Here is a 24376-nt window from a genome sequence, read left to right on the forward strand (position 1 = left end):
AAATAATCTCAGCATCTCCAGCCTTACCCTAATTTATGCAGCGGATACAATCAGTTTTATTAAAAAGTGCTGGTATAGAAATTCTTAGTAAGGAAATAATGGTATCTTGATAAACTCTCATTAAGGAGGAACTTAACAAATGAAATCAAATAAAAAAAGTGATCGTTATCGGTGGTGGGCTGGCGGGAATGTCAACAGCGATGCGCCTAGCAGATCAGTATGATGTAACAATCGTTGAAAAAGGTGAAAGATTGGGCGGGAAACTAAATAAAAGAAGTGGAAAGGGATATTCCTTTGACACAGGACCTTCCATTCTAACTATGCCTTGGGTTTTAGAAAAGCTTTTTGCTAGTGCAGGAAGAAACCTAGAAGATTATTTAACGATTAGTAGAGTAGAGCCTGGATGGAGAGCTTTTTATGAAGATGGCAAAACATTAGATATGTCTGCTGATTTACCAACCATGCTAGAAGAATTACGAAAAGTTTCGGAGTCAGATGCTAAGAATTTCTTACAGTATTTACAGTATACGAGTAAAATGTATGATCTATGTATGAAAAGCTTTTACAACAAATCTATTTCTGGCATTCAAGATTTAAGAGCGATTCATGATGTTAGAGAATTACTACAAATGGATCCTTTGAAAACAATGGATCAATCAACAAAAAAATATTTTAAGAGTAAGCATGTTCAACAATTATTTAACTTTCTTATTATGTACATAGGATCATCTCCCTATCATGCTCCTGCTATCCTTTCACAGCTTGCACATGTTCAGCTTGGTATTGGAGTTCATTATGTGCAAGGTGGTATGTATGAAATTGCAAGAGCAATGGAGAAAGTGTTAAAAGAGAAAAATGTGAATTTGATTCTCGAGACGAAAGTTTCTAGAATCATGACMTCTGGAAGAAGAACGACAGGTATCATAACCGATCAAGGAAAAAGAATAGATGCAGATATCATCGTATCAAATTTAGAAGCAATTCCATGTTATGAAACACTACTTCCAAAAGAACGAAAAAATGAAGTGGTCCTTGAAGATCTTCAGAAATTTCAACCAACTGTATCCGGTCTTGTTTTGTTACTAGGAATAAATCGCAAGTATGAACAGCTTGCGCATCACAATTTCTTTTTTTCAAATGACCCCAAAAAAGAATTCGATCAAATTTTTAACAAAAAACAACTAGCCGATGATCCGACTGTCTACATCGGTATTTCATCAAAATCTGATCATACCCAAGCACCTGAAGGGAAAGAAAATTTCTTTATCCTCACACATGTTCCACCACTAAAGAAGGGAGAAGATTGGTCTATTTATAGAGATCAATATCGTGAAAATGTTTTCTCTAAATTAGAACGGATGGGACTTGATGATATAAGAGAGCATATTGAATTTGAACATCAATTCATTCCAAACGATATCCAAGAATTGTATGGTTCAAACGGTGGTAGCATTTATGGAGTAGTGACAGATCGTAAACTAAATGGTGGATTTAAAATTCCAAATCAAAGCAAAGAATATGATAACTTGTATTTTGTAGGAGGCTCCACACACCCTGGAGGTGGAGTTCCAATGGTGACGTTATCTGGTCAATTAACCGCTGATTTAATTGAAGAAATTGAAGGGCTTAAAGATCAAGATCAACATGCTGGATAATGTATTGAAAAAAGAAGGCTGTATGCCTTCTTTTTTATGTGTGCCAGGCATGGCAACTATCTAGGTGGTGAAAGTCCACTGTGGGGGTACACATCGACCAACCACTAAGGAAGCGCAAGGTACTTATCGTGAGGTAAGGGCTGGAGGAAGCGTGGAATAAAATCTTGGCTTGACGAACAGAAACCTGATACTAAGGCTCTACAAAGGGATAAGGCTCCATAACAAGTCAAAGTCCAAAAGATGTGCGTAACTTTGTAGGGTAAATCAGGCAAGTAAAAGAGGAAGGATAGTTGTCTTACCCTGGGAGGTCTTGCGGATGTACGTAGGTACAGTCGAAAAAGGTTTGTCGCAAGAAGTCAGCAGAAGCCATAGTAATGAAGTAATTCATGAAGGGCTAAACAATTTATAGTGTTTCAACGCCACGAATGCGTAAGTGACCTACTCAGAATGTGTTAATGGGGAAAGTATGAGCGTACCTCAGAGGAAAACCAAAAGGGAGTTATCACTTATTACGTGAGAGGGAAGGAGAAACGAGTGTGGAACTTCTAGAACAGATTTTGAGTAATCAAAATATGAATGAAGCCTACTTGCGTGTATATAAAAATAAAGGCGCGAGTGGAGTTGATGGAGTAACAGTCGATGAACTGAAACAATATCTGAAAGAGAACAAGGATGAACTGCGCAGGCGCATCAGAACAAGAAAATACCAACCACAAGCTGCCTTAAGAGTGGAAATCCCAAAAGAAAATGGAAAGATGCGCAAATTGGGAATACCAACAGTAGTGGATAGAGTAGTTCAGCAAGCTATTCATCAAGTACTCAGCCCGATATTTGAAAAGCAGTTCAGTGAACTCAGCTATGGCTTTAGACCAAAAAGAAGTTGTGAGATGGCAATTGTAAAAAGCTTGGAATTTCTGAATGATGAACACGATTGGGTAGTGGACATTGACCTCGAAAGATTTTTCGATACAGTCCACCATGATAAGCTTATGCGAATTATATCCAATACAATAGACGATGGAGATGTTATCTCACTAATAAGAAAATACTTAGTTAGTGGGGTTATGGTGAATGGTAGATATGAAGAAACACCAGTTGGGACTCCGCAAGGAGGTAATCTCAGCCCTCTCTTAAGTAACATTATGTTGAACGAACTAGATAAGGAACTTGAAAATAGAGGACTACGATTCGTGAGGTACGCTGATGACGCTCTTATCTTTGTGAAGAGTGAAAAAGCAGCTATTAGAGTGATGAAATCAATCGTGAGATTTATAGAAGATAAATTAGGCTTGTTAGTCAATGCAGAAAAGAGTAAAATCTCCCGCCCGGGAGATTTGAAGTTTTTGGGCTTTGGTTACTACTACGATTTTAAAAATGGTAGATATCAAGTGAAACCTCACATAACTTCTGTACAGAAATTTCAAAGGAAGCTTCGACAATTGACAAAGCGAAACTGGAGTATCCCTTTAGATTACCGAATAATGAAATTGAAACAAGTCATTTTCGGATGGGTGAATTACTTTAGAATATCAAGCATGAAAAAGGTAATGACTCGTATTGATGGGAAGTTACGCTCAAGAATTAGGGTAATCATATGGAAACAATGGAAGGTACCGAGAAAACAAATCAAATCGCTAATTCAATTAGGAATTCCTAAGGAAGAAGCGAAAGGATTAACCTTTTGTCGAAAAGGCTACCGATATATAGGATTATCGAAAGTAGTTCAAAGAGCACTTTCAAACGAAAGACTAAAGCAGAGGGGAATTCCCTCTGCTTTGGAACGTTACCTAAAAGTACACACTGTAATATAAATTGAAACGCCGTATACGAGAACCGTACGTACGGTGTTGTGAGAGGGGCGAAAATAATTATATTATTTTCCCTCTACTCGATTTTTACGTTATGAGTATTAGTTTAAAAGAAGATTACATTTCAATTAATTTTTAAAAACACAACCTTATACACGTTTAGAATGTAGTAATATAGGGGAAAGAAATAGTTGGGCTACTCTTTATTACGATTCGTAACACACGTTGATTAACCAATACGCTCCATTCAACCCGAAAATTTATAGAAGGGAGTTGTATATATGGAAAGAATTTATGAACAGTTAGTTGAGTTAAATGTTGGGAACGTAAAATATAATGAGCCATTAAAGTATCATACTACTATAAAAATTGGTGGACCTGCCGATATTTTAATTGAACCTTATTCTATTGAAGCAATCGAAAAGATTATGAAGGTTATTATTAAGGGTGAAATTCCTTGGACGGTGATTGGACGAGGTTCTAATCTTTTGGTTTCTGATAAGGGTATTGAAGGAGTGGTCTTGAAGTTAAATAAAGGATTAGACCATATTGATATCAATGAAAATCAAGTCACAGTAGGTGCAGGGTATTCTCTTATTGTACTAGCAACGCAACTAAGTAAAAAAGGTCTAAAGGGCTTCGAATTTGCTGGTGGAATTCCTGGGAGTGTAGGTGGCGCCGTCTACATGAATGCAGGTGCCCATGGGATGGATTTATCGACTATATTAGTGAAAGCAAAGGTATTATTTGATGACGGTACAATAAGTTGGGTAACAAAAGAGGAAATGAAATACAGCTACCGAACTTCTGTCCTTCAAAAAAAACGTCCAGGTATCGTATTAGAAGCCATTTTTCAATTGGAAGCCGGGGATAAGCATTCTATACAAAATGAAATGCAAGTGAATAAGGACTATCGAAAAGAAACACAGCCATGGTCGAATCCTTGTGCGGGTAGTATTTTCAGAAATCCATTGCCTGAATATGCTGGAAGGCTTATAGAGACAGCCGGCTTAAAAGGGTATACGATTGGCGGAGCTAAAATATCAGACCTCCATGGAAATTTTATTGTGAATAATGGCAATGCAAGTGCCGAAGATGTACGGAAACTTATTCAATACATACAGCAAACCATTTATGATCTATATGGAATTCGAATGGAAACAGAAATTGAAATTATCGGTAGAAAATAGTGATTGACTCTTTTCTCTCATTTAAAGATGGTTTAAAATAATCTTATAGAATGTCATACGTCTTAATTTTCCAATTCGAAGAGTTATTTCGTTACTACGGTGAACGTTATATAGATGTTCTTTAATGACAACAACAGAGGGTTGTTGTCGTTCTCTTTTTAAGGGAGATAGAATGTATGAGTGGAGGAAAATGAATGGTTAGGGAAAAAGTCGTTTCCTTAGAAGATCGAGTACCTAAGCTAAAAGAACAGCGAAAGAAAAAGGCAAATAGAAGACTTGTCATGCTTTTGTCGTTGTTTTTTATATTAATATTATTAGTCGTCTATATTCAATCTCCACTTAGTCAGGTACAGGATTTGGTGATTGAGGGAAATGAATTATTAACAAATGAAACAATCGTAAACGAAACAGAAATTGAGATTGGAACGACGATTTGGTCTATTAGGAAATCCTCAGTTGAAGAAAAGATTAAAGAGCACCCTGTGATTAAAGATGTAAGAGTCCAACTGCTTTTCCCTAATAAGTACCTAATACAAGTAACGGAATATAAACAGTCCGCATTACTAGTGAATGGTACAGAGTGGTTTCCTGTATTAGAAAACGGCTATATCGTAAACGAACCAACTACAGATTGGTCGTTACAATCATATCCCATTGTAAGAGGATTTATTGAAGATAAGTATTTAGAATCCTTACTCACTCAGCTAACTAGCTTAGATGAACAAATTGTGCAACGCATTTCTGAAATTTATTATACTCCTAAAGAGACAGATGCTTATCATATTACTCTTTATATGAATGATGGGTTTGAGGTGAGTGCAACGATTAGAACGTTAGCTGAAAAATTAACCTTTTACCCTTCAATTATTAGCCAGCTAGACCCTAATCAAAAGGGAGTCATTGATTTAGAAGTTGGTACATACTTCAAAGCATATGAAACACCGAAGCAGGAAGGTGAAGAAACCACTAATGAAGAAAATTAAAAAAAAGAGCAAGAGGGAGCTATATATTCTTATCTCTAGTTTTTCTTGTTCTAGGGTTCATTCTATCTTTTTCCTATAATTTAACCAACCAACAAAAGATATCAGAGCCTACATCGTCGCTACAATTTAAAGAGGAAGATAGCTTACGTAATCAAATCAATGATCAAAAAGAATCAAACTTGGAACTACAAGAAAAATTGTATGCACTCCAAAATGAATTAAAGGATTATGAAACAGAATTATCAAAAAAGGAAGATGTTTATTTTAATTTAGTAGAGGACGTAAATAAGTATCGAATGTTTTTAGGAGAGGTCGATGTAAAAGGCCCAGGGCTAACAGTAAAATTAGAAGACGGTGCTTATGACCCAAAAGAAGACAATGTTAATAATTATTTAGTTCATGAGCATCATGTTTTTAAGGTGATTAATGAACTCTATATTGCAGGTGCGACTGCGATATCCATAAATGGGAAGAGAATTTCAGCGGACTCTTATATTGTTTGTAATGGACCGGTCATTACGGTTGATGGGGAACAATTTCCTGCACCCTTTGTCATTTCTGCAATAGGTGATTCTGAGGTATTAGAATCAGCTATTAACATAACAGGTGGTGTTAAGGATCAAATCGTTAACGATAACATCATATTCTCAATTGAAAAAATAAATCAAATGGTGATGGAGTCTGTTATCAACGAAATTTAGTACAGATATGTAAGGAAAGGTGAAAATGGTGTTTCGAAAGGGAATGATTGGTTTTACTGTCATCACTGCAGTAGTTGGTTTCATGTTGGCAATACAATTTCAAACAGTTAAGGAACCAGTTGTTCGTGATACGAGAGACATATGGGAATTGCGTAATGACCTACTAACGGAAAAAGAAAGGTACTCTATATTATTAGATCAAATTTCTGCGTTAGAAGATACAATAGAGAAATATGAGTCTGAACGTGAGACGAGTAAAGAACAAGCATTAAGAGATACGCTTGACATGTTAAAAAATGAAGCGGGTTTAACAGAGCGTGTGGGAACGGGTCTAACACTTTCCGTTGAACCAGTTACAGAAGAGATTCTTCTAGGTTCATCCATTCAACAAGTTTCACCTGATATGCTACAAAGACTCGTCAATGAATTGAATCGCTTTGGTGCACTGGCCATTTCCATTGACGGTCAAAGACTCGTAAACACGAGTGTAATACGTGATATTAATGGTAAAACAACCGTAAATGGTTTGCCTATTAAAAATATTCCTTTTACAATTGAAATCATAACGAAGGACATTGATTCTGCTCAAAATCTGTTTAATCAATTGCAAGTATCAGAAATAGTAGAAGGATTTTTTATTGATAATCTGAGAATTTCAATTTCTTCTCCTGAGGAGAATGTTGTAGTCCCAGCATATAATGACACAATAAGGATTCGCTTAATGGAGCAAGTTGAAGAAGGGGGTAACTCATAGTGTGGTTGCCAATAATGGGACTCTTAATTGGAGTTGCTCTAGGGCTACTTACAGATATTAAAATACCTGAAGAATACTCAAATTACTTATCGATTGCTGTACTTGCAGCTCTTGACACTTTATTTGGTGGAATTAGAGCGTATTTACAAGAAATTTACGATGAAAAGGTTTTTATTTCAGGATTCTTTTTAATATACTATTAGCTGCAAGTTTAGCTTTTCTAGGAGTTCATCTTGGTGTAGACTTGTATTTAGCTGCAGTTTTTGCTTTTGGAGTTAGATTATTCCAAAATATTGCGGTTATCAGAAGAATTTTACTTTCAAAATGGTCATCTACATCAACAAAAAACAAGAAAAAAGTTAATTATTTTAAAGGATAACAACCTGATCATGACGAATATTTACATATGGTATGTTCATGAATTTAGAGTAAGTTGTTGTTCTTAAATGAATAGAGTATTTAAGGAGGTGCCAAAGATTGAACAGCAATGAAATTTATGTAAGTTTAGACATCGGTACATCCACTACAAAAGTGATTATTGGCGAAATGACAAATGATTCTTTAAACATTATTGGAGTAGGGAATGTAGAATCCGAAGGGATCAGAAAAGGTTCCATTGTGGATATAGACGAAACGGTTCAGTCCATTAAACGTGCCATAATACAAGCTGAGAGAATGATAGGAATGAACATTAAACAGGTGATTGTCGGCATCTCTGGCAATCATGTGGCACTTCAACCTTGTCATGGCATTGTAGCTGTCTCTAGTGACAATCGTGAGATAACAAATGAGGACGTTGGTAGAGTGCTTGATGCTGCACAAGTAGTATCTATTCCACCAGATAGAGAAATCATTAATGTCATACCAAAACAGTTTATCGTGGATGGATTAGATGAAATTACAGACCCACGGGGTATGATTGGCGTTAGATTAGAAATAGAAGGTACGATCATAACAGGAAGTAAGACAATTTTACATAATACTCTTCGCTGTGTGGAGAGAGCAGGTCTTGAGATTTCAGATATTTTCTTACAGCCTTTAGCAGCAGGGACTATTGCATTATCTAAGGATGAAAAGCAAATGGGTACCGCGCTTATTGATATAGGTGGCGGCTCTACTTCTGTTGCAATCTTTGAACACGGTTATTTAAAAGAGTCTTTTGTTCTACCAGTTGGAGGAGTGCATATAACAAAAGATTTGTCAGTAGGTCTTCGTACTTCCACTGAATCTGCTGAAGATATTAAGAAACAATATGGACATGCTTTCTATGACGATGCATCACCAGATGAAATTTTCAGTGTACCAATTATCGGAAGTGATCAGCATGAACAATTTAACCAGCTTGAGCTTTCTGATATTATTGAGGCAAGATTAGAAGAACTATTTGAGTTAGTCTTACACGAATTAAGAAAACGTGGAATGGAAGACCTTCCAGGAGGCATTGTTTTAACCGGAGGTACATCTAATTTACCTGGTATATTAGAACTTGCTCAATATACGTTTAACAACCGAGTCCGCATTGCAATTCCTGATTACATTGGGGTTAGAGAGCCACAATTTATTACATCTGTTGGTCTAATTAAATATGCTTTTAAACATGCTAGATTACAAGGAAGAAATATAAATACGACGCTTACTCCACAAGAATCAAACGAGAGTCGTCAATCATTTAAGCAGGAAGCTAAAGTAAATACCAAACCAACTAAAAGAGAAGAGGATAAGGTCTCATCTAAGATGAAAAAAATATTTGGCCTCTTTTTTGAGTAGACATCGAGATGTAATTTCCATAAAATAGGAGGATTTATCATGTTGGAGTTTGATACGAATATAGATCAACTTGCTACAATTAAAGTTATCGGAGTTGGCGGTGGAGGAAATAACGCTGTCAACCGTATGATTGAACATGGTGTTCAAGGTGTAGAATTTATAGCAGTGAATACCGATGCACAAGCGTTGAATTTATCCAAAGCAGAAATAAAAATGCAAATTGGTGGAAAGCTGACGAGAGGTTTGGGAGCAGGTGCAAACCCTGAAGTAGGAAAAAAAGCAGCTGAAGAAAGTAAAGAACAACTAGAAGAAGCTCTAAAAGGAGCGGATATGGTATTTGTTACAGCTGGAATGGGCGGAGGTACAGGTACTGGAGCTGCACCAGTAATCGCTCAAATCGCAAGGGATTTAGGTGCATTAACAGTAGGTGTTGTTACTAGACCGTTTACCTTTGAAGGAAGAAAACGTTCTACTCAAGCTACTGGTGGTATTTCAGCAATGAAAGAAGCGGTTGATACACTTATTGTGATCCCTAATGACCGTCTACTAGAAATTGTTGACAAAAGTACTCCAATGCTTGAGGCATTTAGAGAAGCGGATAATGTATTGCGACAAGGTGTACAAGGTATTTCAGATTTGATCGCTACACCAGGTTTAATTAACCTAGACTTTGCCGATGTTAAAACGATCATGTCTAACCAAGGTTCTGCATTAATGGGAATTGGTGTGGCTACTGGAGAAAATCGTGCAGCGGAAGCAGCCAAAAAAGCAATATCTTCTCCTTTACTAGAAAAGTCTATTGATGGAGCTCAGGGTGTTCTAATGAATATCACTGGTGGAATGAACTTAAGTTTATATGAAGTTCAAGAGGCAGCTGATATTGTTGCTTCAGCTTCTGACCAAGAAGTAAATATGATCTTTGGTTCCGTAATCAATGAGAACTTAAAAGAAGAAATTGTAGTTACAGTAATTGCTACGGGCTTTAACGAAGAAGTTATTCAACAAAATAAGCCAGTTAGACCTACTGTTCAAACAAAACAGCCTCATACACCAAAAAGGGAAATGAAGCAAGAACAGCAGCCTGTAAATGAGCAACGTCAAACGACAACTCAACAAGTAGAAGACACTTTAGATATTCCTACTTTCTTACGTAATCGTAACCGACGTCGCTAATGAAAATTTTTAAAAACTAGACTGTCTAATTAATCTGCTACCATCAGATTAATAAATGCAGTCTAGTTTTTTTATATGTAAACGATTCCTGTATGATTTTGGATTCGGCAAATTCTAAAAGCAAAAAGTTCTTAGACACACCCATGTTGATTCCTAGTATCAAATAAACTCTCCTCTACTTTGCATGGTATTTAACCTACTCTAAAACGACAAAATCTTTTGTATTTTCTTTATATTTTACCCACAAACTGACACACTTCAAAAATAATCCACTGTATACTAACCGTAAACCATAGACAAGGAGTAGGAGGTCTTCTGAAATTTGGTCGTCTATCTTGATATAATCTGGTTATTAAATTTCCTTGTAGACAGTATGCTCCTTGCATTAACCGCTCTTTTCCTTAAGAGAAGTGTGAAATTGTGGAGATTTTTTATCGGAGGATTTATCGGGTCCATCATTCTCATCTCTTATTTTATGGAGGGGCTCTCATTTTTGTTACATCCAGTAGGAAAAATTGTCGTATCCATCTTTATGGTCTTAGCAACGTTTGGGTATAAAAGATGGAAGTATTTTGTTCAATCGCTTGGAATGTTTTATTTTCTTTCTTTTTTAGCGGGAGGCATGATTATTGGCTCTCATTATTTTATTCAGTGGGATAAAAGCTTATTACACGCAGTTTCAAAAGGGAGTGTCCAAGGCTTTGGGGACCCCATTTCATGGGTCTTTGTTCTTTTAGGATTTCCTGTTATTTGGTATTTTAGTCAATCGCAGAGAGAACAAATTCAAATCATCAATATTCAGTACGATCAGTTAGTTACCGTAAAAATAAAGATCATTGATATTTCTATTACGGTAAAAGGGTTGGTTGATTCAGGTAATCAATTGGTTGATCCTCTTTCCAAGTCTCCAGTTATGATCGTCTCCATTCAAAATATTCAGGAACAGTTTCATCCATTATTTGTAGAATGGTGCAAGGATGAAGAACAATTCAATCTTCCTGAACAACTAGAGGATCAATGGTTAGAAAGAGTTCGGTTAATACCTGCAAAATCCATTGGGAAAGAACATCAGATGTTGAAAGCCTTTAAACCAGACCTTATAGAAATTATGACGAACGATCAATCTTATGTTGTTAAAAAAGGGTTGGTCTCGTTTACTACTAGAGCTCTTTCTGCTGATGATGTGTTTGATTGTATTGTTCAGCCTAAGATGGTGTCTGATAACGCAAAAGGAAAGGTTTCATAAATGCACAAAGGGGAGATTAGGTGAAGCGTTTACGATTTAAATTGATGTACTGGTGGCACAAATTACGGTTGAAGCTAGGGTTAAAATCAGATGAAATCTACTATATAGGAGGAAGTGAGGCCCTACCTCCGCCCTTATCTAAAGAAGAAGAAGAAGTGCTTCTTCAGAAGTTACCTGGTGGTGATCAAACTGCGCGATCATTATTGATTGAGCGTAATCTTAGACTTGTTGTGTACATAGCAAGAAAGTTTGAAAATACTGGTATTAATATTGAAGATTTAATTTCTATTGGAACAATTGGTTTAATTAAAGCAGTCAACACATTCAACCCAAGAAAAAAAGATAAAGTTAGCTACATATGCCTCTAGGTGTATTGAAAATGAAATACTGATGTATTTGCGTAGAAATAACAAAATACGCTCGGAGGTTTCCTTTGATGAACCTTTGAATATTGATTGGGACGGCAATGAATTGCTTTTATCTGATGTATTAGGAACAGATGATGATATTATTACAAAGGATATCGAAGCAACCGTGGACAAGAAATTATTGTTTTCTGCCCTACATCAATTAAATGATCGAGAAAAGCAAATAATGGAGCTGCGATTTGGGCTGAATGGTGAAGAAGAAAAAACAACAAAAAGATGTCGCTGATATGTTAGGAATTTCACAATCGTATATTTCTCGTTTAGAGAAAAGAATTATCAAGAGGCTAAGAAAAGAATTTAATAAAATGGTGTAACAAAATACCTAAGGGTGCCTGACATCCTTAGGTATTTTTTATAACTATTCTGTATTTTAAAACTTTAATTCTCTATGCCTTGCTATATAAGACTTTATATTTTTCAGAAGAATCAACAATTTGAGAGTGTGCATATTTTTTCCTGCAGGGGAGATACTGTTTTTTGAACATCATCTCCTGTTAGGAGGGAAAAGAAATGTCACGCAACAAGGTAGAAATATGTGGAGTAGATACTTCAAAACTTCCTGTATTAAAAAACGAAGAAATGAGAGAGCTTTTTAGAAAGATGCAGGCAGGAGACACGTATTCCAGGGAGAAGCTTGTGAATGGTAACCTGCGATTAGTATTAAGTGTCATTCAACGATTTAATAATCGTGGTGAATATGTAGACGACTTATTTCAAGTAGGCTGTATCGGTCTAATGAAGTCAATTGATAACTTCGACTTAAGTCAGAACGTACGGTTCTCTACATATGCAGTGCCTATGATAATTGGAGAAATTAGAAGATACTTAAGAGACAATAATCCAATTAGAGTTTCAAGGTCGCTTCGTGATATTGCTTATAAAGCACTTCAAGCAAGAGAAAAGTTGATGGGAGAAACATCAAAGGAACCAACCGCAGAAGAAATCGCGAAAGTGTTAGATGTACCTCATGAAGATATCGTATTTGCACTTGACGCGATCCAAGATCCAGTATCATTGTTCGAACCCATTTACAATGATGGGGGGGATCCTATCTTTGTGATGGATCAGCTAAGTGATGAAAGAAATCGAGATGTCAACTGGATAGAAGAAATTGCATTAAAAGAAGGATTAAGACGCTTAAACGATCGAGAAAAAATGATCATCAGGAAGCGCTTCTTCCAAGGAAAAACTCAAATGGAAGTAGCAGATGAAATTGGCATATCTCAAGCACAAGTATCGCGACTTGAAAAGGCAGCAATCAAACACATGAATAAAAACATTCAGTAAAAAGCAGACATTTAGTCTGTCTTTTTTTTCTTATTTGCATATATATTTAGTAATAGGGATGTAGAAATGAGGGAGAAAGATGGTAAGAATTTCTGATTTTCAAGTAAAGGATGTTGTGAACGTATCAGATGGAAGAAGACTAGGAAACATTGGGGATATAGAAATAAATTTGGATACAGGTAAGATTGAAGCTGTTGTGGTTGGAGGGACGGGTAAGGTGTTAGGATTTTTTGGAAAAGAAGAAGAAATCGTCATTCCGTTCCGATCGATTGTGAAAATAGGAGAAGATGTCATTTTAGTCAGGTTAACGGATGTCCATTATGTACAGGAAAAACTTGAACAACCAAAGAGCCAATGAAAAGGAGTCATGACGTGACTTCTTTTTTTGTGGTAAACTATCACTATATGTTGAAAGAAGGTAGAAACAAATGGAGCCTTTTGTACATGCTTCGACAAGCACTCTGATTATTGAAAAGTGGGTAACACAATTTCCTAATCTCACAATCGGTTTTACAACTAAGCTAGGTGGGGTAAGTAAAAACCAATATAGGGAATGCAATCTAGGGCATCATGTCGGTGAAGATAGACGTAGCGTTAATGTAAACCGAGTTTTCGTGGCAGATCAAATAGAACAACCTTTACATAATTGGGTTTCAGCAGAACAAACACATGGGAAACGAATCGAAAAAATTACTCCACTTATTCGGGGGCGCGGGGCTACTTGCTATGAAGATGCAGTGAAAGACTGCGATGGTTTCTATACGAATCATCCTGAAATACTTTTAACTCTTGCATATGCAGACTGTGTTCCTTTATTCTTCCTTCACCCTCATTCCAAATTAATAGGTATTGCCCATGCAGGTTGGAAAGGAACGGTTCTTGGTATTGGTAATGAAATGGTTCAAACTTGGGTCCAAGACGAAGGGGTTCCAATAAATGAAATCCATGTGGCGATAGGACCTTCGATTTGTACTACCTGTTATGTAGTGGATGATCCTATTATTACTAGATTAAATGAAACTATAGCGAATCCCACTTCTTTCTATACGGAAGTGTCATCTGGGCAATACCAATTAGACTTAAGAGGATTAAATAGAGAAATTCTTATTGAGGCAGGTATTATTAAAGAAAATATACTTACCACTAATTATTGTTCAGCATGTGATCAAAATTATTTTTTCTCATAGGAGAGATGAGGGAAAGACAGGTAGGATGCTAGGATTTATTGGTTGGAAGGGATGAAATCATTGCTTGTTAAAGACAATTTAAACCTATTGAATCAAAAAAATAAGAAAAAGCTTGTCTAAAATCTGGACGAGCACCAGAAGATGTTTCTATTATTGGTGTTACCAAATATGTGTCAATACAAAGAGCAAAAGAGGCAATTGATGCAGGTGTTCAACACCTTGGAGAGAACAGAGATGAAGGTTTTCTAGCTAAGTTTGAAGAAATTGGCTCAAATGTAACATGGCACTATATTGGAAATCTTCAAACACGCAAAGTAAAATCTGTCATTAACAAAGTAGACTACTTACATTCACTAGACCGCCTGAGTTTAGCGAAAGAAATTGAAAAAAGAGCAAATGCTCCTGTCCTATGCTTCGTTCAAGTCAATGTTTCAGGAGAAGAATCTAAACAGGGAATAGCTCCTGAACATATTATGGAATTTATTAAAGAACTAGCACATTTCTCAAACATAAAAGTAGTGGGCTTAATGACCATGGCCCCGTACAGTTCAGATGAGGTACTTCTACGTACTATTTTTCAAAAGCTACGTGTGCTTCGTGACGAGATAAAAAATTTGAATTTAGACTATGCCCCTTGTCAAGAACTCTCCATGGGAATGTCAAACGACTTCGAACTAGCGATTGAGGAAGGTGCCACGTATATTCGAATTGGAACTAGCCTTGTAGGCAATAAGGAGGAAGAATAGGATGGGAATTGGTACATCTTTTAAAAAGTTGTTCTTTTATGAAGATGAAGATGAATATGATTATGTAGAAGAAAAGTCTCAGAGCTTTGAAGAAGAGCAGCCCATGCTACGTTCTAAGCAGAAGCAAAAGCAAAACGTAGTAAGCCTTCAGAGTGTTCAAAAGCAATCAAAAATGATGATAGTTGAGCCACGAATGTATTCAGAGGCACAAGAAATTGCAGACCATTTGAAAGGGAAACGGTCTGTATTAGTTAACCTACAACGAGTATCACACGATCAAGCAAAACGAATTATTGATTTTCTAAGTGGAACAGTTTATGCTTTAGGTGGAGATATTCAAAAAGTCGGCGTAGATATCTTCTTATGTACGCCAGATACTGTGGAAGTTCAAGGTGCAATATCTGCACTTGAGGAAATAGAAGATTCTCATAATTCAAGGTGGTAATGAAATTGTCAATTATTATTGGTACACTTCAAACTGTATTAACAATGTACACGTATGTTCTGATTATTTACATCTTAATGTCCTGGTTTCCAAATGCACGAGAAACTTCATTTGGACAAGTTTTATCTAGATTGAGTGAACCTTATTTAGAGCCATTCCGTCGCTTTATTCCGCCATTAGGTATGTTTGATATTTCACCGATTGTTGCCATAATCGTACTTAATTTCGCAAATTACGGGCTAGCGGCAATCGGAACCTGGTTTTAAAGGAGTCTAGAAATAGGCTCTTTTTTGTATGCAAAATTGAACTAGCAGAAGGGGACAATATGCACATATATCAACATTTTAGACCTGAAGAAAAAGAATTTATTGATACGGTTATAAGATGGAAAGAAGAAGTGGCCAATCAGTACGCTCCTAAGCTAACGGATTTCCTTCACCCTAGGGAAAGACAAATTGTCGAAGCAATCATTGGGTCCCAGAGTGAAGTATTGGTGTCTTTCGAAGGATTACTTCCTGACGCAGAGAGGAAACGTTGTTTGATCTATCCAGACTATTTTCAACCTAAAATAGAAGACTTTGACTTGGCCCTATTAGAAGTAGAGTATCCCAGAAAGTTTATAACATTAGAGCATAGACAAATATTAGGTGCCTTAATGTCATTAGGTATTCGAAGGGAAAAATACGGAGATATTTTATTATCTGACGATCGAATTCAACTTATCGCGGCTAATGAATTAAAATCATATATTACGCTCCAATTTACTGAAGTAGGAAAAAGTCAAATTGAACTGATTGAAAAAAATCGAAAAGAAATTATCCAACCGAATGAAGAGTGGTCAGAATATCAAACGACCGTCTCGTCTCTACGTTTAGATGTTATGTTATCCACTCTGTTAAAAATCAGTAGAAATAAAGCTCAAGCTTATATCACGACAAATAAAGTAAAAGTAAATTGGCGAGAAGAAGACAGAGTATCTTTTATATGTGAACCAGGTGATATGATCTCTGTCAGAGGAAAAGGAAGGCTTAAAATTTTTTCTCTTGATGGTCAAACAAAGAGAGAAAAGTGGAAAGTTACGGCTGGATTGTTAAAATAACGAAAAAATTTAAAGGAATTTCCCCATAATCTGTCGAAAAACAGTATAATAGCAGTAAGACTACTTTGACTGTGGAGGTGGCGTCATGCCTTTAACACCATTAGATATACATAATAAGGAATTTAGCAGAGGATTTAGAGGGTACGATGAAGATGAAGTAAATGAATTTCTTGACCAAATTATTAAGGATTATGAATTACTTATTCGTGAAAAGAAAGAGCTTGAAGAAAGATTACTTTCAACGGATGAAAAGCTTAGTCATTTCTCAAACATTGAACAAACGCTAAATAAATCAATTATTGTCGCACAGGAAGCAGCAGAAGAAGTAAAAAGCAATGCCCAAAAAGAGGCTAAACTCATTGTTCGTGAAGCAGAAAAAAATGCGGACCGAATTGTAAATGAATCGTTAGCGAAGGCTAGAAAAATTGCACTTGAAGTAGAAGAGTTAAAAAAACAAGCGAAGGTTTTCCGTACGCGCTTCAAAATGCTCATCGAAGCTCAGCTTGATATGCTGAAAAACGATGATTGGGATACATTATTAGAATTTAAAATGGATGCCTCCGAACTAAAATCTTTAGAAGAAGAAGACACATTATCTTGACGAACACCTTTCTTGTTTCATATAATAACTTAACAATGATAAATTAATGAACGTCTGCGTTGAATGGGAAGAGTACTATTAAGACTAAATGTAGCGAGCTAGGGATGGTGTGAGCCTAGTTTTAAGGATAATAGGAAAATCACCCAGGAGCACTTTCAGTGAACGGGCCACTTAGTAGCTTAAAGCGAGTTATTCACGTTACGAATTCCAAGGAGAATAGCGCGTATGCTATTTACTAGGGTGGTACCGCGGGAAAACCTTCTCGTCCCTTTTCGGGACGAGGAGGTTTTTTATTTTTATCTGAGACAGTGTAAAAGTACATGTCTCCGTTAAAACTGAAAGCATAAACGGCGTTTAAGAGGAGGAATGAAGATGGAATACAAAGATACATTGCGAATGCCAAAAACAGAATTTCCGATGCGAGGAAATCTTCCGAATCGTGAACCTCAGATTCAAGCAAAATGGGAAGAACTAAATATCTATCAAAAGGTTCAAGAACATACAAAGGGTCGTCCTTTATTTGTCCTGCATGACGGACCTCCATACGCAAATGGAGATATCCATATGGGCCACGCTCTTAATAAAGTGTTGAAAGATTTTATTGTCCGTTATAAATCAATGTCAGGATTCCAAGCTCCGTATGTGCCAGGTTGGGATACGCATGGGTTACCGATTGAACAAGCGTTAACTAAAAAAGGCGTGAAACGTAAAGAAATGAGCGTTGCTGAATTTAGAGAGCTTTGTGAAGAATATGCACTTGGTCAAGTAGAAAGTCAAAAAAGAACAATTCAAACGTGTAGGGGTTCGCGGTGATTGGGAGAATCCTTATATTACGTTAAAGCCTGAGTACGAAGCAGAACAAATTCGAGTGTTCGGAGAAATGGCGAAAAAAGGCTACATCTATAAAGGGAAGAAGCCAGTATATTGGTCTCCAACCTCAGAATCAGCTCTAGCAGAAGCAGAGATTGAATATCACGACAAGAAATCACCTAGTATTTATGTAGGGTTTAGTGTAGTTGATGGAAAAGGTCTTCTCGAAGAAGGGACTCAAATTGTCATTTGGACGACAACACCTTGGACAATTCCTGCTAACCTAGCCATTGCCGTACATGCTAGCTTAGATTACGTTATTGTTCAAACAGAAGATAAAAAATATGTTGTTGCGAAAGACTTACTTGAATCCGTTGCAAAAGAAGTGGGTTGGGAAGAGTACAGCGTAGTTCAAACTGTTAGGGGCGCTGAGCTTGAATACGTAAAGGCAAAACACCCATTATATGACCGTGAGTCGTTAGTTATCTTAGGTGATCATGTTACAACCGAGACCGGAACTGGCTGTGTTCATACAGCACCTGGACACGGTGAAGATGATTTCTTAGTCGGAAAGCAATATGGTTTGGACGTATTATGTCCTGTAGATGATAAAGGTGTGATGACAGAAGAAGCTCCAGGTTTTGAAGGCTTATTTTACGATCAAGCCAATAAACCCATCACAGACAAATTAGAAGAAGCTGGAGCATTATTAAAATTATCATTCTTTACTCACTCTTATCCTCACGACTGGAGAACAAAAAAACCAATTATTTTTAGAGCAACTGCACAATGGTTTGCATCGATTGATAAATTCCGTGAAGAATTATTAACAGCTGTAAAAGAAACAAACTGGATCCCAGCATGGGGAGAAACCCGTTTATTTAATATGGTACGTGATCGTGGAGATTGGTGTATCTCCAGACAACGTGCATGGGGAGTTCCAATTCCAGTATTCTATGCTGAAAATGGAGAAGAAATTATCACCGATGAAACTATCAACCATGTAATCCAATTATTTAAAGAACATGGATCTAATGTTTGGTTCCAGCGTGACGCGAATGATTTACTACCAGAAGGCTTTACACATGAAGGAAGCCCTAACGGAGTATTTACAAAAGAACAAGATATCATGGATGTTTGGTTTGATTCTGGGTCCTCACATCAAGCAGTACTAGAAGCTCGTGAAGAATTGCAGCGACCTGCTGATTTATATCTTGAAGGTTCAGACCAATATCGTGGGTGGTTCAACTCAAGTTTAACAACTGGTGTTGCGGTTACAGGAAAAGCCCCATATAAAGCAGTATTAAGCCATGGATTCGCGCTCGACGGTCAAGGACGTAAAATGAGTAAAAGCTTGGGTAATGTTATGGTTCCGAACAAAGTAATTCAACAGCTCGGAGCGGATATTCTTCGTTTATGGGTTTCATCTGTTGATTATCAAAGTGATGTTCGCGTATCTGATGCGATCTTAAAACAAGTAGCAGAAGTGTACCGTAAAATCCGTAACACCCTTCGATTCTTACTAGGTAATCTACATGATTTTGCACCTGAAACTAACAGAGTAGAATACAATCGTTTACGTGAAGTTGATCAATTTATGATGATTAAATTAAACAAATTGATTGCCGATGTGAAAAAAGCTTATGAACAGTATGAATTTGCAACAATTTATCACTTGATCAATAATTTCTGTACTGTTGAGCTTAGCTCATTTTACATGGACTTCGGTAAAGATATTCTGTACATCGAAGGAGAAGACCATCCAGAACGACGTGCAATGCAGACCGTTATGTACGATACACTTTTTGCTTTAACAAAATTACTAAGCCCAATTCTTCCTCACACAGCGGACGAGGTATGGGTGTTCATTCCAGGAGTCGAAGGAGAAAGCGTCCAGCTTACCTCAATGCCTGAATCTGAGACATTCAATAATGCAGAACAAATCGTTGTAAAATGGGAAAAATTCTTATCCTTACGCGACCAAGTGTTAAAAGCATTAGAAGAAGCGCGTAATGAAAAAGTCATTGGAAAATCACTTGAAGCCAAGTTAACTCTTTATGTTTCAAAAGAAACAGGAGAGCTTATCGAGTCAATTGAAGAAAGTCTAAAACAACTATTTATCGTTTCTGCCTTTGAAGTAGCTGGAACACTAGAGGATTCACCTGCTTCTGCAACCACATTTGAAAATGTAGCCATCGTTGTATCACAAGCAGAAGGTGAGAAATGTGAACGTTGCTGGACTGTTTCTACTGATGTAGGAGAGGCTGAAGCTCACCCAACATTATGTGTACGTTGTGCGGATGTTGTGGAAACCTACTATAAATAAGTTGAAGGAACCGAGTTTATTCTCGGTTTTTTTTTACTATTTTGGGCTGTAACTGGCGCAAGCGAGCGAATAGGTGGGCAGATGTAGGAACTAGAAGTGGGAAACTACGCGCTAGTGATCATTAAAAAAACGCCAGAAGAGCAATTAGAAACACCAAAAGTAATAATAAAGGTCTCAAAACGCAAACACAACCAGAACACACGAACTCATATCTCCCACTTTCCTATTTTTCCTTATCTTACATTCAATCAAAACGGCTCTCACACACCATACTAAGGAAAAAGGAGGGGCAGTCATGAACGAACTATTATTAACTGAACTGGAAATGATGCTAGAAGAATTACATCAAGCCAATCCTAAACACCCTCAAGTGAAAGAAATGGTAAAAAGAGAACGTCGTGATATCGCTCGAATATTAGAGGTAGGCTACAATATGGAAGCAAGCGAAGAGCTAACGTATTTTCCTCAAGATATGGAATGCTGGAAGTCTTATTTAAAGGCTCCTATTCACTATGAAAAGAACTCTTATAAAAATTTTCCCAAATCGTAAAGGTTTATGCTAAAATGCAAAGGTAATACTTTTAGTAGATGGAGGCTATCCTATGGTATTTTATTACCTTATTGCAGCAATTGTCATACTGTTAGATCAGTGGACAAAAGCATTAATCGTAAAAAATTTCACACTTGGTGAAAGTATAGAAATTATTCCAAATGTTTTGTATTTAACGTCTCATAGAAATACAGGTGCAGCATGGGGCATTTTGGCTGGCCAAATGTGGTTTTCTATATTGTTACAACGATAGTCATCATTGGAATCCTTTTTTACCTTCATACAGAAGCGAAAGGAAATAAACTGTTTTCAGTAAGTTTAGCTCTATTATTAGGCGGTGCTATTGGGAATTTTATCGATCGGATCTTTAGAAAAGAAGTGGTTGATTTTATTGATACATATATCGGATCATACGATTTCCCAATCTTTAATATTGCAGATTCAAGTTTAACAATTGGTGTCATCTTTGTTATGATTAGCATCATTTTAGACGAGCGGAAAAAGAAGGAGCTATAGAATGGAACGTTTTGAACATACGGTAACACAAGAGCAGGTTGGGGAGAGAATCGATAAAGTAGTCTCTACCATTAATAGTGATTGGTCAAGATCTCAAGTACAACAGTGGATTAAAGACGGTCATGTTTTAGTAAATATGGAACAAAAGCGAACGAATTATAAAAGTCAGGCTTCAGATGTGATTACCATTGAAGTGCCTGAGGCTGAAGTTTTAGATGTTGAAGCGGAAGATTTAAACCTAGATGTTTATTATGAGGATCAAGATGTCATTGTCGTGAATAAACCAAAAGGGATGGTTGTCCACCCTGCACCAGGTCATTATTCAGGAACTTTAGTAAACGGCTTGATGCATCATTGTAAGGATTTATCGGGAATTAATGGAGTAATGCGTCCTGGAATCGTCCACCGTATTGACAAGGATACGTCTGGACTTCTAATGGTTGCAAAAAATGATGTAGCCCATGAACATCTGGTTAACCAATTAGTTGAGAAATCAGTCACACGAAAATATATGGCTCTTGTTCATGGTGTCATTCAACATGATTACGGTACAATTGATGCGCCAATTGGACGAGATAGTAAAGATCGACAGAGCATGACCATTGTAGATCAAGGGAAGCATGCTGTTACTCACTTTGAGGTGAAAGATCGATTTGAACAATATACGTTAGTGGAGTGCCAGCTTGAGACGGGAAGAACCCATCAAATTCGTGTTCATATGAAGTATATTGGATTTCCGTTAGTAGGGGACCCAAAATATGGACCAAAGAAAACGATGGACATTGGTGGACAAGCGTTACACGCAGCGGTTTTAGGTTTTATTCATCCTCGGACTGAAGAATACCTGGAATTCACTGCACCGATTCCAAGTGAGTTTAATGAGCTTCTACAAAATTTGCAAAAATGAATTGACAGAGTGTAGGAAAAGGCTTATAGTAGCAATAGCTTAATACATTACCTTTAATTAAGTCCAGAGAGGCTTTAAAAGGACCTAACATCATGTTTAATTACTATTATGATGCTTGGCATCCTTATGCCCTCTCGGAACTATCGAGAGGGCTTTTGTTTTGGAATAAATACGCTAAGGAAGGAGGAAAATATATGACAGAGAAAGCCGTCGTATTAGACTCTCCAGCTATTAGAAGAGCATTAACACGTATCGCCCATGAAATTATTGAACGAAATAAAGGGATTAAAGATTTGGTGCTAGTTGGTATCAAAACAAGAGGGATATACTTAGCCAACCGTCTTGCTGAAAAGATTGAACAAATCGAAGGCGAAACAGTCAACGTAGGTGAACTTGATATTACTTTATATCGAGATGATTTAACCATTAAGCATGAGGAACCTGAAGTGAAAGGCTCTGATGTCCCAACAGAAATTAGTGGTAAAAGGTTGTACTTGTAGATGATGTTCTTTATACAGGCCGGACTGTAAGAGCTGCCCTAGACGCGTTGATGGATATTGGAAGACCAAGTCAAATTCAATTAGCTGTTTTAGTCGACCGTGGTCACAGAGAACTACCAATTCGAGCTGATTTTGTTGGAAAGAATATTCCTACATCAAGCGAAGAGCAAATTGTTGTTCAGCTGACGGAAGTAGATGAGAATGATCAAGTGAGTATTTATGAAAAAGAATAGCACCCTTTTAATGGCAGTCCAGAGAGGCTGACAAAGGGGAATAGGAAACAGATGAATCTATGATAGGGTTCTCGTTTCTCTGTACCCTCTTTGTATACAAGCAAAGAGGTTTTTTTATGGGAAAAATGAGGAGGAATATAAAATAGAAAAAAGATATCGTCTTAGACGTTCATGAAAAACCATCACCAGAGAAATGGCTGCTATTTAGTATCCAGCATTTATTTGCGATGTTTGGAGCAACCATTTTAGTTCCATTTCTTGTAGGATTGCCCCCAGCTGTAGCGCTTGTTTCAAGTGGAGTGGGCACGTTAGCCTACTTACTTATTACAAGAGGACAAATTCCTGCGTATTTAGGATCCTCCTTCGCCTTCATTTCACCAATCCTTATTGCCAAAGAAGGATATGGGATGGGCGGAGCTATGGTTGGAAGTTTTTTAGCGGGTATTGTGTACGGAATTGTTGCACTCTGTATTGCAACCTTTGGGGTTGGTTGGATCAAAAGAATTTTACCACCTGTGGTTGTGGGACCGGTTATTATTGTCATCGGACTTGGACTTGCTGGTACCGCAATTAGCATGAGTATGAATGATGCAAACGGAGAGTATAGTACAACAAATTTTCTTGTTGCACTAGCAACACTTGGGATTACCATTCTTTGCTCCGTCGTGTTAAAAGGTTTCTTTAAACTAGTACCAATCCTAATTGGGATTGTCTCTGGTTACACAATTGCAGCATTTGCTGGCCTTGTGGATTTTACAAATGTTATAGAAGCAAAATGGATTCAAGCACCAGATTTCTTTCTTCCATTCTTATCCTACACCCCTAGTTTTTCTTGGAGTATTGTAGCGATTATGGTACCCGTTGCCATTGTGACCTTGGCAGAGCATACAGGAGATCAGCTTGTGTTAAGTAAAGTAGTAGGAAAGAACTTTATTGAAAAGCCAGGTTTACACCGATCGATTCTTGGTGACGGAGTAGCAACAGTGATTGCATCACTCATTGGTGGGCCACCAAACACCACATACGGAGAAAATATCGGAGTTCTTGCTATAACAAGAGTATACAGTATATATGTGGTAGCAGGAGCAGCCGTCTTAGCGGTAGCCTTCGGATTTATCGGAAAGATTTCAGCTTTAATCAGTTCCATCCCAACACCTGTAATGGGAGGAGTATCGATTCTCTTATTCGGAATTATTGCATCCAGTGGGCTCCGTATGCTAATAGATAATGGAGTTAACTTAGAGAACAACCGAAATTTAATTATCTCTTCCGTGATCTTAGTCATCGGAATTGGAGGGGCATTCATTAAATTAACAGCAGATGTGTCACTAAGCGGAATGGCATTAGCAGCTATTGTGGGAGTTATATTAAATCTTGTTCTTCCAGGAGGAGAAAAAGAAGAAAGTCAGCTGTTTGAAGAATCAGAAGTTAAAAATAGTATTGAAACTGCATAGTACCTTTTAA

19 protein-coding genes, 6 pseudogenes and 1 other annotated feature are annotated in these 24376 nt (G+C 37.1%); all 25 genes and pseudogenes read left to right on the top strand.

Annotated elements, in window-relative coordinates; genetic code table 11:
• The first annotated feature begins 149 nt into the window (after window positions 1-149).
• The 25 genes and pseudogenes from M44_RS21135 (at window position 150) to M44_RS07075 (ending at window position 24366) form a co-directional block, all read left to right on the top strand.
• Complete coding sequence (locus tag M44_RS21135) at window positions 150-1655, top strand: phytoene desaturase family protein (RefSeq protein WP_040365351.1); 1506 nt, start codon at window positions 150-152, stop codon at window positions 1653-1655.
• 536 nt (window positions 1656-2191) lie between these two features.
• Window positions 2192-3466 (top strand): group II intron reverse transcriptase/maturase, encoded by a 1275-nt coding sequence (gene ltrA, locus M44_RS06960; protein WP_010172277.1) that lies wholly within the window; start codon window positions 2192-2194, stop codon window positions 3464-3466.
• Between the two features lie 278 nt (window positions 3467-3744).
• Entirely contained in the window at window positions 3745-4653 is a 909-nt protein-coding gene (gene murB / locus M44_RS06965; protein ID WP_010172278.1) for a UDP-N-acetylmuramate dehydrogenase, read from the top strand.
• 194 nt (window positions 4654-4847) lie between these two features.
• Window positions 4848-5636 (top strand): cell division protein FtsQ/DivIB, encoded by a 789-nt coding sequence (locus tag M44_RS06970; protein WP_010172280.1) that lies wholly within the window; start codon window positions 4848-4850, stop codon window positions 5634-5636.
• A 179-nt stretch (window positions 5637-5815) separates the two neighbouring features.
• Window positions 5816-6337, top strand: a complete 522-nt coding sequence (locus M44_RS06975) for a DUF881 domain-containing protein (protein WP_010172283.1) — start codon at window positions 5816-5818, stop codon at window positions 6335-6337.
• A gap of 25 nt (window positions 6338-6362) precedes the next feature.
• Window positions 6363-7091: a DUF881 domain-containing protein gene (locus tag M44_RS06980; protein WP_010172285.1), complete on the top strand. Its 729-nt coding sequence runs from the start codon at window positions 6363-6365 to the stop codon at window positions 7089-7091.
• Window positions 7091-7470, top strand: a pseudogene (locus M44_RS21140) (small basic family protein). The gene M44_RS06980 and the pseudogene M44_RS21140 overlap by 1 nt, the downstream one beginning before the upstream one ends.
• A 98-nt stretch (window positions 7471-7568) precedes the next feature.
• The gene (gene ftsA, locus M44_RS06990) at window positions 7569-8858 is read left to right on the top strand and encodes a cell division protein FtsA (RefSeq protein ID WP_010172288.1); all 1290 of its coding nucleotides are present in this window, start codon (window positions 7569-7571) and stop codon (window positions 8856-8858) included.
• 39 nt (window positions 8859-8897) lie between these two features.
• Window positions 8898-10031 (top strand): cell division protein FtsZ, encoded by a 1134-nt coding sequence (ftsZ, locus tag M44_RS06995; protein ID WP_010172289.1) that lies wholly within the window; start codon window positions 8898-8900, stop codon window positions 10029-10031.
• Between the two features lie 322 nt (window positions 10032-10353).
• A complete protein-coding gene (gene spoIIGA / locus M44_RS07000; protein ID WP_010172291.1) occupies window positions 10354-11277 on the top strand; it encodes a sigma-E processing peptidase SpoIIGA in 924 nt (307 codons plus the stop codon).
• Between the two features lie 44 nt (window positions 11278-11321).
• A pseudogene (gene sigE, locus M44_RS21145) lies at window positions 11322-12019 on the top strand (RNA polymerase sporulation sigma factor SigE).
• Window positions 12020-12215: 196 nt separating this feature from the next.
• The gene (gene sigG, locus M44_RS07010; RefSeq protein ID WP_010172292.1) at window positions 12216-12992 is read left to right on the top strand and encodes an RNA polymerase sporulation sigma factor SigG; all 777 of its coding nucleotides are present in this window, start codon (window positions 12216-12218) and stop codon (window positions 12990-12992) included.
• A gap of 79 nt (window positions 12993-13071) precedes the next feature.
• Window positions 13072-13350, top strand: a complete 279-nt coding sequence (locus M44_RS07015) for a YlmC/YmxH family sporulation protein (RefSeq protein ID WP_010172294.1) — start codon at window positions 13072-13074, stop codon at window positions 13348-13350.
• Window positions 13351-13420: 70 nt separating this feature from the next.
• Window positions 13421-14179 (top strand): peptidoglycan editing factor PgeF, encoded by a 759-nt coding sequence (pgeF, locus tag M44_RS21150; protein ID WP_010172295.1) that lies wholly within the window; start codon window positions 13421-13423, stop codon window positions 14177-14179.
• A 60-nt stretch (window positions 14180-14239) separates the two neighbouring features.
• Window positions 14240-14925: pseudogene (locus M44_RS21155) on the top strand (YggS family pyridoxal phosphate-dependent enzyme).
• Between the two features lies 1 nt (window position 14926).
• Entirely contained in the window at window positions 14927-15370 is a 444-nt protein-coding gene (locus M44_RS07030; RefSeq protein ID WP_010172298.1) for a cell division protein SepF, read from the top strand.
• On the top strand, window positions 15370-15636 hold the full coding sequence (locus M44_RS07035) for a YggT family protein (RefSeq protein WP_153007660.1): 267 nt from the start codon (window positions 15370-15372) through the stop codon (window positions 15634-15636). Before M44_RS07030 ends, M44_RS07035 begins: the two co-directional genes overlap by 1 nt.
• A gap of 59 nt (window positions 15637-15695) precedes the next feature.
• Complete coding sequence (locus tag M44_RS07040; RefSeq protein ID WP_010172300.1) at window positions 15696-16469, top strand: YlmH family RNA-binding protein; 774 nt, start codon at window positions 15696-15698, stop codon at window positions 16467-16469.
• 85 nt (window positions 16470-16554) lie between these two features.
• Window positions 16555-17070: a DivIVA domain-containing protein gene (locus M44_RS07045; protein ID WP_010172301.1), complete on the top strand. Its 516-nt coding sequence runs from the start codon at window positions 16555-16557 to the stop codon at window positions 17068-17070.
• A 50-nt stretch (window positions 17071-17120) separates the two neighbouring features.
• Window positions 17121-17343: a binding site (T-box leader), on the top strand.
• 99 nt (window positions 17344-17442) lie between these two features.
• Window positions 17443-20206, top strand: a pseudogene (gene ileS, locus M44_RS21160) (isoleucine--tRNA ligase).
• 295 nt (window positions 20207-20501) lie between these two features.
• The gene (locus M44_RS07055; RefSeq protein ID WP_010172302.1) at window positions 20502-20756 is read left to right on the top strand and encodes a hypothetical protein; all 255 of its coding nucleotides are present in this window, start codon (window positions 20502-20504) and stop codon (window positions 20754-20756) included.
• A 52-nt stretch (window positions 20757-20808) separates the two neighbouring features.
• Window positions 20809-21272 (top strand): annotated as a pseudogene (gene lspA, locus M44_RS21165) (signal peptidase II).
• Window position 21273: 1 nt separating this feature from the next.
• Complete coding sequence (locus M44_RS07065) at window positions 21274-22179, top strand: RluA family pseudouridine synthase (RefSeq protein ID WP_010172307.1); 906 nt, start codon at window positions 21274-21276, stop codon at window positions 22177-22179.
• A 194-nt stretch (window positions 22180-22373) separates the two neighbouring features.
• Window positions 22374-22912: pseudogene (gene pyrR, locus M44_RS21170) on the top strand (bifunctional pyr operon transcriptional regulator/uracil phosphoribosyltransferase PyrR).
• A 155-nt stretch (window positions 22913-23067) separates the two neighbouring features.
• A complete protein-coding gene (locus tag M44_RS07075) occupies window positions 23068-24366 on the top strand; it encodes a solute carrier family 23 protein (protein WP_029326771.1) in 1299 nt (432 codons plus the stop codon).
• The last annotated feature ends 10 nt before the right edge of the window (window positions 24367-24376 follow it).

Origin of the sequence: Bacillus coahuilensis m4-4, assembly GCF_000171615.1 — a bacterium.
Taxonomy (GTDB): Bacteria; Bacillota; Bacilli; order Bacillales; family Bacillaceae_K; genus Bacillus_T; species Bacillus_T coahuilensis.